Origin of the sequence: Curtobacterium sp. MCBA15_008 (genome assembly GCF_001865065.1) — a bacterium.
Taxonomy (GTDB): domain Bacteria; phylum Actinomycetota; class Actinomycetes; order Actinomycetales; family Microbacteriaceae; genus Curtobacterium.
Genome location: NZ_MJGN01000017.1, coordinates 57,978 through 77,396, shown reverse-complemented (window position 1 = coordinate 77,396; position 19,419 = coordinate 57,978). Strand labels below are relative to the sequence as shown.

Sequence of the window (19,419 nt, the reverse complement as noted above, 5' to 3'; positions counted from 1 at the left end):
GGCGGCGATCTGTCGCTTTCAGGGCCGGGAGCGAGCGGCAGTCAGGACATCTGTCGCTCCGGCAGCCCGGACGCACCACGCCCCGCGCGCCCACCCCGCCCCGCACGCCCGGCGACCCAGCCGACCCGCGCCCGCACCACGAGGGTCACGACGACCGCCGCAGCCGCCGCGACTACCGCCGCCACGGCCGTCGGCGTCGACACGAGCGGCCCGTCGAGCCGCGCGACCGCCACCCACGCCAGCCCCCACGCGAGCGCAGCGGTCGGCGCGAGGCGCCCTCGGCCCCACACCGCGAGCAGCACCCCGACGAGCCCGGCAACGGCGGCGACGAGCACACCCCAGACGTCCTGCCCGAGGCCGAAGCCGCGGAAGCCGGCCGCCGTCAGGACCGCCGCCGTGTTGGCCGCCGTCGCGACGCAGACCCAGCCGAGGTACAGGCCGAAGGTCCCGTCGGTGACGATCGCCGACATGACACCGGACGGCCGCGTGCGGCGCAGGATCGCGAAGACCCAGACGAGCACGACGAGCAGCGCGACGATGATCGGTTCGCTCAGCCACAGGAACCCGAACTGCACGGACAGGATCCACGCGGCGTTCAGGAGCAGCGAGAGCACGACCGGCACCGCGAGGCGTGCGTGACGGTCGTCGTCGGCGGTGCGGAAGCACTGGCGGACGGCGTACGCCAGCAGCCCCACGTAGATGACGCTCCAGATCGAGAACGCCGGGCCGTCCGGGGCGATCGCGGTCGAGGACGCCGAGAGCGCCCCGCCCGCGGCGTCCTGGATCGGGGTGCCCCCGGCGGCACCGGAGCCCACGAACGCCCCGACGACCGCGACGACGGCGCTCACGGCGACAGCGATCCGCTTCCAGATCCTCTTCATGACAGTCCCTTTCGTCAGCATGCTGATGACCTGCACCGTATGCGCACGGTCACCACCGGCGCGCAGCGCACGTCCAGCCAGACGGGGGACGGCCGGGAGGCGCGTGGCGGCGCCGCCACGCGCCTCCAGGCCGGAAGCCGCTCACCCTGCGTACGGTGGTGGCGTGACCGTCGAGCTGAACACCGTCTACGTCGACCGGATCGCGCCGATCCCGAGTCCGTCGCTCGACGACACCTTCCGGATGCTCGAGGACCAGGGCGCCAGCGCGTGCATCGTGCTGCACCAGCCCGACGCCGAGGAGCTCGGCGACGTCGCGGTCGCGCTGGGCCTGCACGAGCTGGCGGTGGAGGACTCCGCCGAGGGGCACCAGCGGCCGAAGCTCGAGCGCTACGGCTCGACGCTCTTCGTCGTGCTGAAGCCGGCGCTCTACAACGACCGTGCGGAGGAGGTCGAGTTCGGCGAGGTGCACGCCTTCGTCGGCGAGGACTTCTTCCTGGTGGTGGTCAAGGCCGATCCCCGAGGGGCGCAGACCGTGCCGCGGGCCCTGCAGCGGATGAGCGGCAAGCCCGGGCTCGTGACGGTCGGCCCGCAGGCGCAGCTCTGGGCCCTGATGGACACGATCGTGGACGGCTACGTGCCGGTCATCGACGGCCTCGAGGAGGACATCAACCAGATCGAGGACCAGCTGTTCGCGGGCGAGGCCGGCGTCTCGCGGCGCATCTACGAGCTGTTCGGCGAGGTCGTCGACTTCCAGCGCGCCGCTCGTCCGCTGATCCACATCATCGAGAACCTGCACCGCGGCGCCGAGAAGTACCACCTGCCGGTGGAGATGCAGCGGCGGTTCCGTGACGTCCTCGACCACGCCATCCGGACCGTGGAGCGCCTGGACACCTTCCGGCAGCTGCTGCAGAACGCGCTGACGGTCGACTCGACGCTCGCGGCGCAGAAGCAGAACGACGACACGAAGAAGATCTCGGGGTGGGCGGCGATCCTGTTCGCGCCGACGCTGGTCGCCGCGATCTACGGCATGAACTTCACGCACATGCCCGAGCTGCAGTGGCCCCTCGGGTACCCGCTGGCGATCGTCGCGATGGTGGTGTTCGCGGCGGTGCTCTGGGTGGTGTTCAAGGTCAAGCGCTGGTTCTGAGCGGCGACGCCGTGTGACGGGGCGGGATCGGGGCAGCCGTTAGGCTTCCCGACATGCCGCACACGGGACACGCGACACGGACGACCCCGCTCTGGGCGCTGAAGCTGGCCGTGATCACGGCGTTGGTGGGGGTCGCCGGGGGCATCGCCGGGATCGCGGTGTGGCTCGCGCTGCAGCTCATCCAGTTCGTCGCGTTCGGGTACCCGTTCGGCGGTCACCTCGAGGCGGCGGACGCCCCGTCGCCCCTCAACCGCTTCCTCGCGCTCGTCGCCGGCGGTGTCCTGACCGGGTTCGCCTGGTGGGCCCTCCGTCGCTGGGGTCGGCCGATCGTCTCGGTGCCCGCGGCCGTCGGCGGCAAGCGGATGCCCGCACTCGCGACGGTCGCGAACGCCGGCGTGCAGATCCTGGCCGTCGGACTCGGAGCCTCGATCGGCAAGGAGGTCGCGCCGCGCGAGGTCGGGGCCTGGCTGTCCCAGCTCGTCACCGCCCGGGCCGGTCTGACCGCCCGTGAGACGAAGATCCTCGTCGCGTGCGGTGCGGCAGCCGGCCTCGCGGCCGTGTACGACGTCCCGCTCGGCGGCGCGCTCTTCGCGGTCGAGGTGCTGCTCGGCGAGATCAGCTTCGCCACCGCGCTGCCGGCGTTCGCGACGAGTGCGGTCGCGGCCGTCGTGGCACGCCTGGTGATCCCGGACGAGGTGCTCTACCACGTGCCGGCGACGCACCTCTCGCCGTCCCTGCTCGTCTGGGCGGTGGTGGTCGGCCCGGTGCTCGGCTTCGCGGGTGTGGGGTTCGTGAAGCTCACGAACCGGCTGCAGGGCATCGCGCCGAAGGGGTGGCACCTGCTCGTCGTGCTCCCCGTCGTGTTCGCGATGGTCGGCCTCATCGCGGTCCCGTTCCCGGAGATCCTCGGCAACGGGCGGGCGCTCGGCCTGGTGGCGATGAACGCGTCGCTCGACGACGGCACCGTGGCGGGCATGGCCCCGATCGTGCTCCTGCTGGTGCTCGGCCTGGTCCGGACGATCACGACCTCGGCGACGATCGGCGCGGGAGCGGTCGGCGGCACCCTCACCCCGTCGATCGCGATCGGCTCGGCAGTCGGCGGCGGGCTCGGCGGACTCTGGCTCCTGCTCTGGCCCACGGACTCGCAGGGCCTCACCGCCTTCGCGTTCATCGGCGCCGCGGCGTTCCTCGCGACGACGATGCGCGCGCCCTTCACCGCCCTCGTGCTCGTGGTCGAGTTCACCCAGGAGGGCACGGACATCCTCATCCCGTCGCTCCTGGCGGTGTCCGGGTCGGTCGCGGTCGGCTACGTCCTGGCACGTCGCCGCAGCGCGCAGATGGTCTGAAGCGCGCGGACGGCCTGATCGGCCTACCATCGGCTGCACGACGGAGCGACGGGCTCCGCACGATGCGAGGAGCAGGCCGATGGCGGGGTTCGACGACATCACGAAGAAGGCGCAGGAGTTCCTGAAGGACGGCAAGGTCCAGGACGCCCTGAAGAGCGAGCAGGCCGAGGGGGCCAGCGACAAGATCCTCGACGGGGTCGCGGACGCCGTGAAGAAGGCGACGGGCGGCAAGTTCGACGACAAGATCGACGGCGCCCGTGACGCCGCCGACAAGCACGTCGGCAACCAGTAGCCGTCCGAGCGGCCGGCAGCCGTCCGAGCGGGCGGCAGCCGTCCGAGCGGCCGGCAGCGTCCTGACAGCGAGCACACCGGCCCGGGCGACGACGCCCGGGCCGGTGCGCGTTCGCCGTGGGCAGGTGCCGGTCGACTGGACGCCGGACCGCGCACGCACCACCATTGTCTGGTGACTGTCGTGGCGCCGAACCAACCGCTCACCGAGTCCGAGGTCGAAGCGATCAAACGGGACTTCCCGATCCTCCAGCAGGAGGTGAACGGGTTCCCGCTCGCCTACCTCGACTCCGGTGCCACCGCCGAACGACCCCGGCAGGTGCTCGACGCCGAGCGCCGCTTCCTCGAGCACGACAACGCCGCCGTCCACCGCGGCGCGCACACGCTCGCGGCCCTGAGCACCGACGCCTACGAGGAGGCCCGCGCCACCGTCGCCGGCTTCATCGGTGCCGCCGCCCCGACCGAGGTCGTCTGGACGTCGAACGCGACCGACGCCCTCAACCTGGTGGCGTACGGCATCGCGAACGCCAGCCGCGGTCGTGGCGGCGCCCCCGCCGAGCGCTTCCGGATCGGCCCGGGGGACGAGGTCCTCGTCACCGAGGCCGAGCACCACGCGAACCTCGTGCCGTGGCAGGAACTCGCCGCCGCCACCGGCGCGACGCTCCGCTGGGTGCCGGTCGCCGACGACGGCACCTGGACCGCCGAGGACGCCGTCGCCCTGGTCTCCGAGCGCACGAAGGTCGTCGCGTTCGCGCACGTGTCGAACGTCACCGGCATGATCGCGCCGGTCTCGGCGGTCGTCGCGGCGGCCCACGCCCACGGTGCCCTCGTCGTGCTCGACGCCTGCCAGTCCGCCCCGCACCGGCCGCTCGACGTGCAGGAGCTCGGCGTCGACTTCGCCGCGTTCTCCGGGCACAAGATGCTCGGCCCGAACGGCATCGGCGTGCTCTGGGGACGCCAGGAGCTCCTCGACGCCCTGCCCCCGTTCCGCACCGGCGGCTCGATGATCACCACCGTGACGATGGAGCACAGCGAGTTCATGCCGGCACCCGAGCGGTTCGAGGCGGGGACCCAGCCCGTGTCCCAGGCCGTCGCGCTCGCCGAGGCGGTGCGGTACCTGCAGGGCATCGGCATGGAGCGGGTGCGCGCGCACGAGGAACACCTCGCCCGGCGCCTGCTCGACGGCCTGGCGTCGATCCCCGGGATCCGTCCGATCGGCCCGCCCGCCGGGGTGCCCCGGTCCGGTCTCGTGTCATTCGACGTCGACGGCGTGCACGCGCACGACGTCTCGCAGTACCTCGACGCGCAGGGGATCGCGGTCCGCTCCGGCCACCACTGCGCCCAGCCGCTGCACCGCCGGCTCGGGCTGACGGCGACGAGCCGCGCCAGCACGTACGTGTACACGACCGAGCAGGACGTCGACCGCTTCCTCGTCGCGGTCGGCGAGATCCGCGCGTACTTCGGAGCGACCTCGTGAACGGCCTCGACTCGCTCTACCAGCAGGTCATCCTCGACCACGCCAAGGCCCGGCACGGCGACGGCGAGCTGCCCGACGCGGATGCCTCCCACTTCGAGCGGAACCCCACCTGCGGCGACGAGATCACCGTCCGTCTACGGCTCGAACCGGGGACCGACCGCATCGCGGCGCTCGCCTGGCAGGGCGACGGCTGCTCGATCTCGATGGCGTCGGCGTCCGTCCTCACCGACATGGCCGTCGGTCGCACGGTGCCGGAACTGCAGGCGCTCACCGAGGAGTTCCGCACCATGATGCGGTCCCGCGGCGTGGGCGAGCCCGACGAGGACGTCCTGGAGGACCTGGTCGCCTTCCACGGCGTCTCCAAGTTCGTGATGCGCGTGAAGTGCGGGATGCTCGCGTGGGTCGCGGCCGAAGCCGCGGCGCGTGAGGCGACCGTCCGCCCCTGACGCGACCGGTCGACGGCCTGGAGGCGCGGGGCGGGCCCGCACCGCGCCTCCAGGCCGTCGGTCCAGCCGTCCGGACCGGCGGGAGACGCCTCCGGGGGAGCATGATCGGACCGTGCAGTACACGACGCGGTTGCTGACGGAGGAGACCTGGGCGGACTTCGCCGCGCTCGTGGAACGCAGCAACGGCGTCTGGGGCGGCTGCTGGTGCATCGGGTTCCACCCCGACGCCGCCGAGGTCCGCGCGGACCCGGACGTCCGGAACGAGGACGCCAAGCACCGGCACGTCCGGGCGGGGACCAACCACCAGGTGCTCGTGTACGCCGACGGCGTGGCGGTGGGGTGGTGCCAGTTCGGGCGTCCGACGGAGCTGCCCGGCATCCAGAACCGGAAGGCGTACGAGCGGGACGCGGCCGCGGTGACACCACCGGACTGGCGCATCGGCTGCGTCTTCGTGGAGTCCCGGCACCGTGGCCACGGGGTCGCCCGGGCAGCCGTCACCACGGCGCTCGAGGAGATCCGCCGTTCCGGCGGCGGGGTGGTCGAGGCGTACCCGGAGCAGACGGCCGAGCGCCCGCCGCAGCGCGGGGCGTACCTGCACACCGGGCCGGAGGAGCTCTTCACCGCGTTCGGGTTCGTCCGCGACCGCCGGATCGCGAAGTGGCGCTGGGTGATGCGGGCCACGGTTTGACCGCGACGTCACGGTTCGTCACCGTGCGTGACCAGCGCCGGACCGGCACGTAGCGTCGCGACCGTGAGCGATCCGAAGCAGCGGCAGATCCGGTTCAACGCGTTCGACATGAACTGCGTGGCGCACCAGTCCTCCGGGCTCTGGCGGCACCCGCGGGACCGGTCGCGGCACTACAACGACCTTTCCTACTGGACCGAGCTCGCGGAGACGCTCGAGCGCGGGGCGTTCGACGGCGTCTTCATCGCCGACGTGCTCGGGACGTACGACGTGTACGGCGGCACGGACGAGGCGGCGCTGAGCACCGCGTCGCAGGTGCCCGTGAACGACCCGATCCTGCTCGTGTCCGCGATGGCTGCGGTGACCGAGCACCTCGGCTTCGGCATCACCGCCGGCACCGCCTACGAGCACCCGTACCCGTTCGCCCGGCGCATCTCGACCCTCGACCACCTGACGAAGGGCCGCATCGGCTGGAACGTGGTGACCGGGTACCTGCCGAGCGCCGCGCGCAACATGGGGCAGACCGACCAGCTCGGCCACGACGACCGGTACGACGTGGCGGACGAGTACCTCGAGGTCCTCTACAAGCTCTGGGAGGGCTCGTGGGAGGACGACGCCGTCGTCGAGGACCGCGAGACCGGGGTGTTCACCGACCCGTCGAAGGTGCACCCGATCGGGCACCACGGCAAGCACTTCGACGTCCCCGGCATCCACCTGTCCGAGCCGTCGGTGCAGCGGTCGCCGGTCATCTACCAGGCGGGTGCCTCGCCGCGCGGGATCCGGTTCGCGGCCGAGAACGCCGAAGCCGTGTTCGTCGGTGCCCCGACCCTGCCGCAGCTGGCGGCGACGGTGCGGAAGATCCGGGACGCCCTGGCGGCAGCTGGTCGCGACCGGTACGCCGCTCGCGTCTACACACTGCTCACGATCATCACCGACGAGACCGACGAGGCCGCGCAGGCCAAGTACCGCGACTACGCGTCCTACGCGTCGGAGCTCGGAGCGCTGGTGCTCAACTCCGGCTGGACCGGCGTCGACCTGTCGCAGTACGACCTCGACGAGCCGCTCGGGAACATCGAGTCGAACGCGATCCAGTCGACGGCCGCGAACCTGTCGGCGGCCACGGGCGAGGACGGTGCGAACTGGACGGTGCGGGACATCGCGAAGCACACCGCGATCGGCGGGCTCGGGCCCGTCGCGGTCGGGTCCGGTGCCACCATCGCCGCGCAGCTCGTGGACATCCAGGAGCAGACCGACGTCGACGGGTTCAACCTGGCGTACGCGGTGAGCCCCGGCACGTGGGAGGACGTGATCGAGTTCGTCGTGCCCGAACTCCGCGCGCGGGGCGTGTACCCGGACGGCTACCAGGACGGCTCGCTCCGGCACAAGCTGCACGGGCGCGGAGACCGGCTTCCCGAGGAGCACCGCGGCGCCTCCTTCCGGATCGCCAGCGACGCCGTCGTAGGGTGAGCGGGTGATCGGTGCCTCCTTCGTCGTGCGGACCGCGACCCAGGACGACGCCGATGCGTGCGTCGACCTCTGGGTGGCGGCGGTGGCGACTCGGGACGGCGTGCCGGAGTCCGAAGCGGTGCGCTCCCGGGCGTGTGCGAAGTTCGCCGCCGAACGGGTGGTGCTGGTCGTGGCGTCGGAGTCCGAGGCGGTCGACGCCGCGCTCGTCGGGTTCGCCCTCGTGACCGCACCGGGCACCGGGTTGCCCGACGACCCGGCGGACGCCGCCTACCTGTCGCTCCTCGCCGTCGACCCGCGGGCACAGGGACGAGGGCTCGGGCGCTCCCTGCTGCGCGCCGCGGTCGCCGAGGCCGGACGCGCGGGCCACGGACGGTGCCTGCTGCACGCGCTCGAGGACAACGCGCCGGCGCTCGCGCTCTACCGGAGCGCCGGGTTCCGTCCGGTCGGGCCGGTGTTCCCGCACGCGTTGAACGGGCGACCGACCCGCGCTTGGGTGGCCGAGACCGCTCGCTGACGGGTCCCGCTCGGTGGGGGGTCCACTAGCTGACGGGGACGGAGCTCCCCGCGCTGCGGACGGCGTCGGCCGTGGTCGGCCAGGGCGCCCACTTCGCCCGGGGTGCCTGCAACAGGTACGGCTGCGGCGTCGGGTAGCTGACGAGCTCGAGAGTCGACCCCCACGGCGTCCGGGTGTACACGAAGCGGTTGCCGTCACCGGCCTCGAGCCCGCGCAGGTCGCGCGGGTCCGAGTTCCGGGCGCCGCCCGCGGCCTCGACCCGGGCGAGCGTCTCGTCGAGGTCGTCCGTGTAGATCGCCAGGTGCTGCCACCCCAGGTCGGAGGGGAGCGACGCGCCGTGCTGGTCCGTGCCGAGGTACTCGAACAGCTCGAGCCCCGGCCCTTCGGGGAGCGCGAGCATCCGGAACGCGCCCTGCGCCATGCTCCGTGGGATCCCGAGGTAGCGGTGCGCCTCGGGGGAGTCGTTCGGCGCCTCGGTGCGGCACCGCATGTCGTACAGGACGACGGCGTCGAACGCCGCCTCGAAGAACGCCGTGGCTGCGTCGATGTCCGGCACCGTGACGCCCACGTGGTCGATCCTGATTCCCCTGGTCATTGGTGTTGTCTAGCAGCGCCGGCGCGGCCCGTCGCAGCCCGGGCAGCACGGTGCGACATCACTGCGGCATGCCGCACGATCACCCCGGCTGTGGTGATGTTCAGCCCTGCGGGACGTTCGGTGTGGCAGTCGTCCACGTCGGGAACGTCGCCGACCGGCCGTCGCCGGAGGATCGGCGGGTGACGCGGCGGCCCACCCACGGCAGCACGTGCTCGCGGTAGTAGCGGGCCTCCTCGCGGAAGCGTCGCCGGCCGGCCGGGGCCTCGGTCGGGACCACCGGCGCGGGGCCGTCCACGACGGCTTGCAGGGCGAGGTCGGCGACGCGCTGGTGACCGGTCGCGTTCATGTGCAGTCGGTCCTCGGACCAGAACTCGGCGCGGCGCAGGTGGTCGTCGCGGGAGACGTCGACGAACGGCAGGTCGTGTCGACGGGCGAGGTCGCCGAGCGCCTCGGCCCAGGCGTCGCCGCGGCGGTTGATCAGGGACCCCAGGGGCAGCCGGGCGCTCGGGTCGGCCGGGCTGAGCAGGGCGATCCGGACCCCGCGGTCGAGCACCGTGGTCACCGCTGCCTCGAGTCGGCCGATGAGCTGGTCGACCTCGAAGCGCGGGCGGAGCAGGTCGTTGCCGCCACCGCAGAAGGTGATGAGCGTCGGTGCGGGGTCGAGGGCGAGTGCCGCGTCGAGCTGCCCGTCGAGGACCCCGGCCAACAGCCGCCCGCGGACGGCGAGGTTGGCGTACGAGACGGGTGCACCGAGGTGGTCGGCCATCCCGCTCGCGAGCCGGCCCGTCCACCCGGGGAACGGGACCGCGCCGGCATCGCCGACCCCTTCGGAGAAGCTGTCGCCGATGGCCACGTAGCGGGTGCTGTGCTGCATCCCGCCATCATCGTGCACAAGGCTGTGCAAGTTCCATGCGAGCATCGGCTGCTGGAACGAGCGTTTCAGGCCCGCTGCTCCGACACACGACCGTTACACGGGGGAAACGGGCGCATCGAAGAGGCTCCGTAGCGTCGTGCGCAGAGGCGGGCACCGCTCGCCCTTCCCACTCCTCGGAGGACGCAATGGCTACAGAGATCCAGGCCCCGGTCGCCGTGCCCCACGCCCCCCTCACCACGCCGGCCCCCGCCGGTGCCGGTGTCGTCAAGCCCGGGTACGACCCGGCGCTCACGAACGAAGACCTCGCCCCGCTGCGGAAGCAGTCGTGGACGAGCTACAACATCTTCGCGTTCTGGATGTCGGACGTGCACTCGGTCGGCGGGTACGTCACCGCCGGGTCGCTCTTCGCGCTCGGCATCGCGAGCTGGCAGGTGCTCATCGCCCTGGTGGTCGGCATCCTCATCGTGCAGGTGTTCGCGAACCTCGTCGCGAAGCCGTCGCAGCGCACCGGGGTGCCGTACCCGGTGATCAACCGCGCGGTGTTCGGCGTCCTCGGCGCGAACGTCCCCGCCATCATCCGCGGCCTCATCGCGATGGCCTGGTACGGCGTGCAGACCTTCCTCGCCGCGCAGTCGCTCAACATCATCTTCCTGAAGTTCATCCCGGCGTCGGCGGGGCTCCTCGAGCACTCGTTCCTCGGGCTCTCCGCGCTCGGCTGGATCTCCTACGCGATCCTCTGGGTCGCGCAGGGCGCCCTGTTCTGGATGGGCATGGACGCGATCAAGAAGTTCATCGACTGGGCCGGTCCCGCGGTCTACGTCGTGATGATCGCGCTGGCGGTGTACCTCGTCAGCCAGGCGGGCATCGGCAACATCTCGTTCACGCTCTCGGCCGGCGAACCGCTCTCGTTCGGTGCGAGCATCCCGGTGATGCTGTCCGCGATCGCCCTCGTGGTCAGCTACTTCTCCGGCCCGATGCTCAACTTCGGCGACTTCTCCCGCTACGCGAAGTCGTTCGACGCGGTGAAGCGCGGCAACCTCTGGGGCCTGCCGATCAACTTCCTGTTCTTCTCGGTGCTGACCGTGCTCTGCGCCAGCGCCACGGTGCCGGTGTTCGGCAAGCTCATCACCGACCCGATCGAGACCGTGCAGGCGATCGGCGCACCGTTCGCGATCCTGCTCGGCGGCCTGACCTTCGTCACGGCCACCGTCGGCATCAACATCGTCGCGAACTTCATCAGCCCCGCGTTCGACTTCTCGAACGTCGCCCCGCGCCGGATCAGCTGGCGCGCCGGCGGCATGATCGCCGCGGTCGGTTCGGTGCTGCTCACCCCGTGGAACTGGTACGGCAACGACCAGGCGATCCTCTACACGCTCGGTGTGCTCGGCGCGCTGATCGGCCCGTTGTTCGGCATCCTCATCGCCGGCTACTACATCGTCGCGAAGCAGCGGGTCGCGGTCGACGACATGTACACGAAGGACCCGACGGCGCGGTACTGGTACGCGAAGGGGTTCAACCCGAACGCGATCTGGACCCTCGTCCTCACCGGCGCCGTCTCCGTCGCGAGCGCGGTCCTGCCGCCGGCGCTCGGCGTGCTCCCGTGGCTGTCGAACTACAGCTGGTTCATCGGCTGCGCGCTCGGACTCGTGGTCTTCTGGGCCCTCGAGCGGGTCCGGCCGAGCATGCCCGTCCTCGACGCCGACGACCCCACGGTCGACGACGGCGCCGCCACCGGCCGCGCCTGACCCCGTCGCGGCGACCCGTCCTCCACAGGCGGGTCGCGGCGGCCGGCCGTCCACCGACCACGGTCACGGCCCGGAGGCGCGGCTCGCCTCCGCCACGATGGTCACCACCCAGCACCACGCTCCACGCACCACCGGAAGGACCCCGATGCGCATCCGTGTCGTCAACCCCAACACCACCGCCTCGATGACGCGGAGCATCGGAGCCGCCGCTGCGGCGGTCGCCGGCCCCGGCACCGTCGTCGAGGCGGTCAACCCGACGATGGGTCCGGCCTCGATCGAGAGCCACTACGAAGAGGCGCTGGCCGTGCCCGGGCTGCTCGAGCAGATCGCGATCGGGGAACGGGACGGGGTGGACGCGTACGTCGTGGCCTGCTTCGGCGACCCCGGGCTCGACGCCGCACGCGAGGTCGCCGGCGGCCCCGTGATCGGCATCGCCGAGGCGGCCTTCCACGCTGCCGCGATGCTCGGCCGGCGCTTCGGCGTCGTCACCACGCTCGCCCGGACCACGGGCCGTGCGCACGAGCTCGCCGAGCGGTACGGCTTCGCGTCGCTCGTCGCCGAGATCCGGGCGTGCGAGGTCCCGGTGCTCCGGCTCGAGGACCCGACCTCCGGCGCGCGTGGACTCGTCGTCGAGGAGTGCCGGGCCGTGCTCGCCGGGGGAGCGGACGCGGTCGTGCTCGGGTGCGCCGGGATGGCCGACTTCTGCGCCGAGGTCTCGCGCGAGGTCGGGGCGCCGGTGGTCGACGGCGTCGCCGCCGCCACCGTGCTCGCCGAGTCGCTCGTGCGGCTCGGGCTGACGACGGGCCGGCGCGGCGAGTACGCCGCGCCACCCGCCAAGCCGATGTCGGGACTGCTGGCGGAGTTCGAACGCCACCCGTCGGTCGCCGTGACGGTCGGGGCGGGCGCATGACGCGCCTCCAGGCCGACCTCGTCCTGCGCGCAGGACGCGCGTGGATCGACGGTGCCTTCCGTCCCGCGGCGGTCGTCGTGCGCGACGGCCGGATCGACGCCGTCCTGCCGGTCGACGCCACGGTCGCCGCAACGGTGGACTGGACCGTCCCCGACGACCAGGTCCTGCTCCCCGGACTCGTGGACACCCACGTGCACGTGAACGAGCCGGGCCGGACCGAGTGGGAGGGCTTCGCGTCCGCCAGCCGGGCCGCCGCCCTCGGCGGGGTCACCACCGTCATCGACATGCCGCTCAACTCGATCCCCGCGACGACCACCGTGGACGCGCTCGCCGTCAAGCAGGCGAGCGCCGAGGGCCGGGTCGCGGTCGACGTCGGGTTCTGGGGCGGAGCCGTCCCGGCGAGCCTCGGATCGCTCGACGCACTGCACGACGCCGGCGTCTTCGGCTTCAAGTGCTTCACCGCGCCGTCCGGCGTCGACGAGTTCCCACACCTCGAGCCTGCGCAGCTCCGGGCCGCGATCGAGGAGGTCGCCCGCATCGACGCGCTCCTCATCGTGCACGCCGAGGACCCCGCGTTCCTGGTCGACCACGACGCCCTCGGCGACCACTACGACGACTTCCTGGTCACCCGACCCGTCGACGCCGAGCGGTCCGCTATCGCGCGGGTCATCGACGGCGCCCGTGCGACCGGTGCGCGGGTCCACGTCCTGCACCTGTCCGACGCCGGCGCCCTGCCGATGATCCGGGCCGCGAAGGACGACGGCGTGCGGATCACGGTCGAGACCTGCCCGCACTACCTCGCGTTCGAGGCCGGCTCGATCCCGGACGGCGCGACCGAGTACAAGTGCTGCCCGCCGATCCGTGACGACGCCAACCGGGACGCCCTCTGGGCGGGCCTGCTCGACGGCACGATCGACATGGTCGTGTCCGACCACTCGCCCTCCACCGCGGACCTCAAGGTCGACGACTGGGGACTCGCCTGGGGCGGGATCGCGGGCCTGCAGGTCGGGTTCCGCGCGGTGTGGACCGAGGCGTCGCGTCGCGGCGTCCCGCTCGAGGACCTGCTCCCGTTCTTCACGACCGGCCCCGCAGCGCTCGCCGGCTTCGCCGACCGCGGCGTGGTCGCCCCCGGCGCGCTCGCCCACTTCGCGGTCTTCGACCCGTCCGCCACGGCCGTCATCGACGTGGCCGGCCTCGCACACCGCAACCCGGTCTCCGCGTTCGCCGGCCTGGAGGCACGTGGTCTGGTCACCGAGACCTGGCTGCGCGGGCAGCTGGTCGCCACGGCAGCGGACGGCGTCACCGCCGTCACGGGGCGGCTCGTCCCACGACCGGTGCCAGCGACCGCGACTATCCCCGCAACACGGCTGTAACGATCGTTCCGATATCCTCGGACCAGGAACGGAGGAACCACCATGCTCCCAGTGAACCCGCCCGCACGTCTCCTCATGGGGCCCGGCCCGATCACCGCCGACCCGCGCGTGCTCCGTGCGCTGTCGACCCCGCTCGTCGGGCAGTACGACCCGTGGATGACCACCACGATGAACGAGACGCAGGCGCTCTACCGGCAGGTGTTCGGTACCGACAACGAGGCCACCGTGCTCGTCGACGGCACCTCGCGCGCCGGCATCGAGGCCGCGCTCGTGTCCCTGCTCGCCCCCGGCGACCGGGTGCTCGTGCCGGTGTTCGGCCGCTTCGGGCACCTGCTCGCCGAGATCGCCGGACGGGCGGGTGCCGAGGTCCACACGATCGAGACCGCCTGGGGGCAGGTCTTCACCCCGTCCGCCGTCGAGGAAGCGATCGTCCGCGTCCGGCCGAAGGTCCTGGCGATCGTGCAGGGCGACACCTCGACCACGATGAACCAGCCGCTCGACGAGCTCGGCGCGATCTGCGAGCGACACGGCGTGCTGTTCTACACCGACGCGACGGCGACGATCGGCGGCAACCCGCTCGAGACCGACGCTTGGGGGATCGACGCCGTCAGCGCCGGGCTGCAGAAGTGCCTGGGCGGCCCGTCCGGCAGTGCACCCCTCACCCTGTCGCCGAAGGCCGTGGCGGTCCTCGACGGTCGCCGCAGCGTCGAAGCCGGCATCCGCGAACCCGGTGACGAGGTCTCCGACGACCCCATCCGCTCGAACTACCTCGACCTGGCGATGATCCTCGACTACTGGGGACCGCGCCGACTGAACCACCACACCGAGGCCGCCTCGATGCTCTACGCCGCGAACGAGTGCGCCCGCATCCTGCTGGAAGAGGGCCGCGAGGCCGTCGTCGCCCGCCACGAGACCGCGGGCCGCGCGATGCTCGCCGGCGTGCAGGCGCTGGGACTCGGCGTCTTCGGCGACCTGGCGCACCGGATGCACAACGTCGTGGCGGTGGAGATCCCGTCCGACGTCGTCGGCGACCAGGTCCGCGCGGCGATGCTCGACGACCACGGCATCGAGATCGGCACGTCGTTCGGGCCGCTGCACGGCAAGGTGTGGCGGATCGGCACGATGGGCTACAACGCCCGGAAGGACACCGTCGTGACCACGCTCGCGGCGCTCGAGCAGACACTCCGCCGCGCGGGGCACGCGGTCCCGCAGGGTGGCGGCGTCGACGCCGCGCTGGACGTGTACGCGGGTGTCCGGGTGCTCGCATGAGCGCGGCACCCGTCGTGGCCGCCACCGACCTGGCCACCACCGACGCCGAACTCGTGGCGGGGTGGTGCGACGAACTCGCGCTGATCACCGCGGAGACCGGCCGGATCACCCGCGTGTACCTGTCGCCCGAGCACGCCGCCGTCAACGCCGTCGTCGCCGGGTGGATGCAGGACGCCGGCCTGCGCACCTGGCAGGACGCCGCCGGCAACCTGCACGGGCGCGTCGACGGGGCGGAGCCGGACGCCCCCGTACTGCTCCTCGGCTCGCACCTCGACACCGTCGTCGACGCCGGTCGGTTCGACGGCATCGTCGGGGTTCTCATGGCGATCCGGACCGTCGCACGCCTCACCGCCGACAGTCCGCTGCCGGTGGCGCTCGAGGTCGTCGCGTTCTCCGACGAGGAGGGCACCCGCTTCGGCAAGGCCCTGCTCGGCTCCTCCGCGGTCGCCGGCGTCTGGGAGGAGTCGTGGTGGGACCTGGCCGACGGCGACGGCACCACCCTCCGTCGCGCGTTCGAGGACTTCGGGCTCGACCCGTCACGGGTCGGCGAGGCCGCAGCGGACCCCGGCACGCTCGTCGGCTACCTCGAGGCGCACATCGAGCAGGGGCCGTACCTCGAGCAGGCCGGTCAGGCGCTCGGCGTCGTCACGAGCATCGCCAGTGCACGCCGCTTCACGGTCGAGGCCGTGGGCGAGGCCCGGCACGCCGGCGGCACCCCGTACGAGCGCCGCCACGACGCACTGCTCGCCGCTGCCGAGGCGGCCCTCGCCGTCGAGCGGATCTGCCGGGCGTCGCAGCACGTCGGCACGGTCGGCACCATGACCGTCGAACCGGGCGCGGTCAACGTCGTCCCCGGCCTCGCGCGGTTCTCGGTCGACCTCCGCGGGGAGTTCGACGAGGGACGCGACCGGGTGTGGGACGAGCTCACCAAGGCGTTCACGCTCATCGGGGAGCGCCGCGGGGTCAGCGTGACGCCGACCGAGGTGCACCGCGCACCCGCCGTGTTCTGCGCGCCCCGGCTGATGGACGCCGTCCGCGCCGGGATCGAGTCGACGGGGGAGACCGAACCGATGGAGCTGTTCTCGCGAGCCGGACACGACGCGATGTCGCTCGGGCTCGTCACCGACGTCGCGATGCTCTTCCTCCGCAACCCGGACGGCATCAGCCACCACCCGGACGAGTTCGTCGCGACGGCGGACATCGCCCTCGGGCTCGACGCCCTCGCCGTCGCCGTGGACCGGGTGGCCCGCGCATGAGCACCGCCGGCCCCGACGTCCGCGCCCGCATCGACTCGGTCTGGGAGCAGCTCTCGCCGGCCGAGCGTCGGGTCGCCGCGATGGTCCGCCACGACCCGGAGCTCCTGCTCGTCGGCACCTCCGCCGAGCTCGCCGCCGAGTCGGGCACCTCGAAGGCCACGGTGTCGCGGCTCGTCCGGTCGCTCGGCTTCCAGGACGCCGCCGAGGTCCGGGCGAACCTGATGTCGGCGCGCGGCACCGGACTGCCGTGGGCTGCGGAGGACGCCGCCCACGTCGACCAGCGCGCGGTCGAGTCCCGCAACCTCGACGCCGCGTTCGCCTCGCTCGCCCGTGCCGACCGGCCCCGGCTCGCGCGGCGCATCGTCCGGGCTCGACGCGTCCTGGTGATCGGCGAACGCGGGGCCTTCCCGATCGCCCTGCAGCTCCGCGCCCAGCTCGCCCAGGTCCGGCCCGACGTCCGGATCGGTCCGGCGCCCGGGCAGCGCCTCGGCGAAGAGGTGGCCGACCTCGACCGCCGCGACCTCGTCGTCATCGTCACCGTGCGGCGGCACGCCTCCGGGATCGGTCGCCTCGTCCGGCACTGCGTCGCGACCGGGGCTGACGTCGTCGTGCTCGGCGACCCGACCGCGGCGGTCATCGCCGCACCGGCCGCCACGGCGATCCTCTGCCCCGTCGACTCCCCGTCGGCGTTCGACTCGATGGCCGCGCTGTTCGCCGTGGTCGCGGCGGTCGCCAACGACGTGTACGAGGCGTCCGGACCGGGTGGCCGGGCGCGCGTGGACGCCGTCGCGAACGCCTACGAGGCGCTCGGCGAGCTCACCGCCCCGTGAGCGGGCCCGACGGTCGTGCCCGTCGCCCCACGCGCGTCGCCGTCGTGCCCGTCGGGTCGTGCGCGTCGCCGTCGCGTGGGGTGCCGAGATCGCACTCTGGCGGCCGACGCCGCCACCGAAGCCGCACGAACTGCGATCTCGGCGCTCGATCAGTCCTCGGCCGAGGCGCCGAGCTCGGCGGCGAGCGAGGCATTGCGCTCGGCGATCAGCCGCGGCAGGTAGCGCGCCAGCGCGACCCGTTCGGCCAGTCGGCCCAGCGGGCCGAACGGCGCCCGGAACTCGATCTCGTCCACCATCTGTGTGCCGCGCGCCGACGGCTCGAAGCGGTGGAGGTGGTGGAACCGGGCGAACGGCCCACGCACCTGTTCGTCGACGAACCGGTGCGGCGCCTCCAGTGCGGTGATCCGACTCGTCATCCGCCACACGATCCCGAAGTGCCGTGCGCGCCAGGTGACGGTCTCGCCCAACCCGATCGTGCCGGAGGTCGTGCCGGCCACGGCACGCTCGCTGCTGCCGGCCATCGACCGCTCGTGGGCACCGATGTCGAGGGAGAGCGCGAACGCACGGTCCGGTGAGGCGTCGAGTTCGGTGACGACGCGGAACGCGACGGTCACGCGCTCGGCCAGACCGTCGGCACCGAGCGGTCGTCGTCCCGCAGGACGGCCGCGATGAGCTGGTCGTGGCGCGCGCCGCGGTGGGAGACGCCGGACCGGAGTCGCCCCTCGTACCGCAGGGCGAGCCGCTGGGCGATCGCGGCGGACGGGGTGTTCGTCGCGATCGCACGCCACTGCACCCGGACGAAGCCGAGCCCCTGCGGCGTCGGGGCGAACGCCCAGTCGAGGACGGCGCGCGCCGCCTCGGTCATGAACCCGTGTCCTCGCCCGTCGGGGTGCACGGCGTAGCCGATCTCGGCCGCACCGTCGACGAAGCCGAACAGGCCGACCGTGCCGAGCAGCCGGAGGTCGTCCGCACGTCGGATCCCGAACTCGTAGCGGGTGTCGGCCGCCCAACCGGATCGCACGACCTCGGTGATCCAGTGCCGTGCCTCGGCGTGCCCGTACGGCACCGGGACCGGCGTGTACGCGATCACGTCCGGGTCGTTCGCGTACGCGACGACGTCGTCGGCGTCGGACTGGTCGGGGACGGAGAGCACGAGCCGGTCGGTGCGGAGCGTGACGGGGTCCATGGGCCGACCCTACCGACGTCGGGCGGCCGGTAGCGTCGTGGCATGACGTTCGACGCGCTCCCGTTCCCGGTCATCGACGGCCACAACGACCTGCCGTGGGAACGTCGGGACACGCACACCTCCGGCGTCGAGGGGATCGACTCCGAGGCGAACTCGCTCCACACCGACCTGCCGAAGCTGCGCGCCGGCGGCGTCGTCGGACAGTTCTGGTCGGTGTTCGTCCCCGCCGACGACCCCGACCCGGTCCGCACGACCCTGCAGCAGGTCGACGTCGCGCACCGGATCATCGAGCGCTACCCCGAGTCGCTCGTGCTCGCCCGGACCGCTGCCGAGGTGCGGGCGGCGATCGACTCCGGCCGGATCGCCTCGTTGCTCGGTGCCGAGGGCGGCCACTCCATCGGGGACGACCTGGCCGTGCTCCGGACCCTCGCCCGGCTCGGCGTCCGCTACATGACCCTCACCCACAACGACGACACCCCCTGGGCCGACTCGGCCACCGGGGAGCGGGCGCACGGCGGCCTGACGGACCGCGGTCGGCAGGTCGTGGCGGAGATGGAACGGATCGGCATGCTCGTCGACCTGTCCCACACCGCTCCCGCGACCATGCGGGACACCCTCGACGTCGCGACGCAGCCCGTCGTGTTCAGCCACTCGTCGACCGTCGCCGTCGCCGACCACCCGCGGAACGTGCCCGACGACGTCCTCGGACGCCTGGCCGACAACGGAGGCGTCGTGATGATCACCTTCGTGCCGCAGTTCGTGTCCACGGCGTACGCGGAGTGGCTCGCCGCAGGTTCACCGGGAGCGCCGCCGCTCGTCACCGTGTCGGACGTTGCAGACCACGTCGAGCACGCGCGGGAGGTCGCGGGCGTGTCGCACATCGGCCTTGGCGGGGACTACGACGGCACGCCGGTGCTGCCGCCGGACCTGCGGGACGTGTCGCGGTACCCGGTGCTCGCGGCGGAGCTGCAGCGGCGCGGGTGGGGCGCCGCGGACCTGCGGGCCCTGGCGGGCGGCAACGTGCTGCGGGTGCTCGAGGCGACCGACGGGCGCTTCGCGCGCACGGCGTTCGTGCGCTGAGACGCTGCTCGCCGGGGTTTCGTGCGCAGCGACACCTCACGGCTGGCCGA

At 72.7% G+C, this 19,419-nt stretch carries 20 protein-coding genes; 15 read left to right on the top strand and 5 right to left on the bottom strand.

Translation table 11 applies throughout. From position 1 onward, the window contains the following. Positions 1 to 41: 41 nt before the first annotated feature. A complete protein-coding gene (locus BIU96_RS09525; protein ID WP_071292362.1) occupies positions 42 to 881 on the bottom strand; it encodes a tryptophan-rich sensory protein in 840 nt (279 codons plus the stop codon). 163 nt (positions 882 to 1,044) lie between these two features. On the opposite strand from BIU96_RS09525, the gene BIU96_RS09520 reads away from it, so the two are divergent. The 8 genes from BIU96_RS09520 (at position 1,045) to BIU96_RS09485 (ending at position 8,251) form a co-directional block, all read left to right on the top strand. Continuing rightward, the gene (locus BIU96_RS09520) at positions 1,045 to 2,028 is read left to right on the top strand and encodes a magnesium and cobalt transport protein CorA (protein WP_071292361.1); all 984 of its coding nucleotides are present in this window, start codon (positions 1,045 to 1,047) and stop codon (positions 2,026 to 2,028) included. Positions 2,029 to 2,081: 53 nt separating this feature from the next. Next, positions 2,082 to 3,374: a chloride channel protein gene (locus BIU96_RS09515; RefSeq protein WP_071292360.1), complete on the top strand. Its 1,293-nt coding sequence runs from the start codon at positions 2,082 to 2,084 to the stop codon at positions 3,372 to 3,374. Positions 3,375 to 3,453: 79 nt separating this feature from the next. Then, positions 3,454 to 3,666: an Rv0909 family putative TA system antitoxin gene (locus tag BIU96_RS09510; protein WP_071292359.1), complete on the top strand. Its 213-nt coding sequence runs from the start codon at positions 3,454 to 3,456 to the stop codon at positions 3,664 to 3,666. 180 nt (positions 3,667 to 3,846) lie between these two features. Next, positions 3,847 to 5,139 (top strand): SufS family cysteine desulfurase, encoded by a 1,293-nt coding sequence (locus tag BIU96_RS09505; protein WP_071292358.1) that lies wholly within the window; start codon positions 3,847 to 3,849, stop codon positions 5,137 to 5,139. Next, complete coding sequence (sufU, locus tag BIU96_RS09500) at positions 5,136 to 5,585, top strand: Fe-S cluster assembly sulfur transfer protein SufU (RefSeq protein ID WP_071292357.1); 450 nt, start codon at positions 5,136 to 5,138, stop codon at positions 5,583 to 5,585. The genes BIU96_RS09505 and sufU overlap by 4 nt, the downstream gene beginning before the upstream one ends. A gap of 112 nt (positions 5,586 to 5,697) precedes the next feature. Next, entirely contained in the window at positions 5,698 to 6,273 is a 576-nt protein-coding gene (locus tag BIU96_RS09495; RefSeq protein ID WP_071292356.1) for a GNAT family N-acetyltransferase, read from the top strand. Between the two features lie 63 nt (positions 6,274 to 6,336). Further along, positions 6,337 to 7,737, top strand: coding sequence for an LLM class flavin-dependent oxidoreductase (locus tag BIU96_RS09490; protein WP_302847725.1), 1,401 nt, complete (start codon positions 6,337 to 6,339; stop codon positions 7,735 to 7,737). Between the two features lie 4 nt (positions 7,738 to 7,741). After that, on the top strand, positions 7,742 to 8,251 hold the full coding sequence (locus tag BIU96_RS09485) for a GNAT family N-acetyltransferase (RefSeq protein WP_071292355.1): 510 nt from the start codon (positions 7,742 to 7,744) through the stop codon (positions 8,249 to 8,251). Positions 8,252 to 8,276: 25 nt separating this feature from the next. Here the strand turns inward: BIU96_RS09485 and BIU96_RS09480 are convergent, their stop codons facing one another. Next, entirely contained in the window at positions 8,277 to 8,846 is a 570-nt protein-coding gene (locus BIU96_RS09480) for a VOC family protein (protein ID WP_071292354.1), read from the bottom strand. 100 nt (positions 8,847 to 8,946) lie between these two features. Continuing rightward, positions 8,947 to 9,720, bottom strand: coding sequence for an SGNH/GDSL hydrolase family protein (locus BIU96_RS09475; protein WP_071292353.1), 774 nt, complete (start codon positions 9,718 to 9,720; stop codon positions 8,947 to 8,949). A 185-nt stretch (positions 9,721 to 9,905) separates the two neighbouring features. Here BIU96_RS09475 and BIU96_RS09470 point away from each other — a divergent pair, with 185 nt between their 5' ends. The 6 genes from BIU96_RS09470 (at position 9,906) to BIU96_RS09445 (ending at position 17,103) form a co-directional block, all read left to right on the top strand. Then, on the top strand, positions 9,906 to 11,465 hold the full coding sequence (locus BIU96_RS09470; RefSeq protein ID WP_071292352.1) for an NCS1 family nucleobase:cation symporter-1: 1,560 nt from the start codon (positions 9,906 to 9,908) through the stop codon (positions 11,463 to 11,465). Between the two features lie 145 nt (positions 11,466 to 11,610). After that, entirely contained in the window at positions 11,611 to 12,375 is a 765-nt protein-coding gene (locus BIU96_RS09465) for an aspartate/glutamate racemase family protein (RefSeq protein WP_071292351.1), read from the top strand. Beyond that, entirely contained in the window at positions 12,372 to 13,748 is a 1,377-nt protein-coding gene (gene allB / locus BIU96_RS09460) for an allantoinase AllB (protein WP_071292350.1), read from the top strand. The genes BIU96_RS09465 and allB overlap by 4 nt, the downstream gene beginning before the upstream one ends. A gap of 42 nt (positions 13,749 to 13,790) precedes the next feature. Further along, entirely contained in the window at positions 13,791 to 15,017 is a 1,227-nt protein-coding gene (locus tag BIU96_RS09455) for an alanine--glyoxylate aminotransferase family protein (protein WP_071292349.1), read from the top strand. Then, on the top strand, positions 15,014 to 16,273 hold the full coding sequence (locus BIU96_RS09450) for an allantoate amidohydrolase (protein WP_071292348.1): 1,260 nt from the start codon (positions 15,014 to 15,016) through the stop codon (positions 16,271 to 16,273). The genes BIU96_RS09455 and BIU96_RS09450 overlap by 4 nt, the downstream gene beginning before the upstream one ends. Then, positions 16,270 to 17,103 carry a MurR/RpiR family transcriptional regulator gene (locus BIU96_RS09445; protein WP_071292347.1) on the top strand — a complete coding sequence of 278 codons (834 nt, stop codon included), beginning with the start codon at positions 16,270 to 16,272 and terminating at the stop codon, positions 17,101 to 17,103. The genes BIU96_RS09450 and BIU96_RS09445 overlap by 4 nt, the downstream gene beginning before the upstream one ends. Before the next feature lie 149 nt (positions 17,104 to 17,252). Here the strand turns inward: BIU96_RS09445 and BIU96_RS09440 are convergent, their stop codons facing one another. Continuing rightward, positions 17,253 to 17,717: an SRPBCC family protein gene (locus BIU96_RS09440; protein WP_071292346.1), complete on the bottom strand. Its 465-nt coding sequence runs from the start codon at positions 17,715 to 17,717 to the stop codon at positions 17,253 to 17,255. Next, on the bottom strand, positions 17,714 to 18,289 hold the full coding sequence (locus BIU96_RS09435; RefSeq protein WP_071292345.1) for a GNAT family N-acetyltransferase: 576 nt from the start codon (positions 18,287 to 18,289) through the stop codon (positions 17,714 to 17,716). Before BIU96_RS09435 ends, BIU96_RS09440 begins: the two co-directional genes overlap by 4 nt. Before the next feature lie 42 nt (positions 18,290 to 18,331). On the opposite strand from BIU96_RS09435, the gene BIU96_RS09430 reads away from it, so the two are divergent. After that, positions 18,332 to 19,369, top strand: coding sequence for a dipeptidase (locus BIU96_RS09430; protein WP_071292344.1), 1,038 nt, complete (start codon positions 18,332 to 18,334; stop codon positions 19,367 to 19,369). Positions 19,370 to 19,419 lie beyond the last annotated feature (50 nt).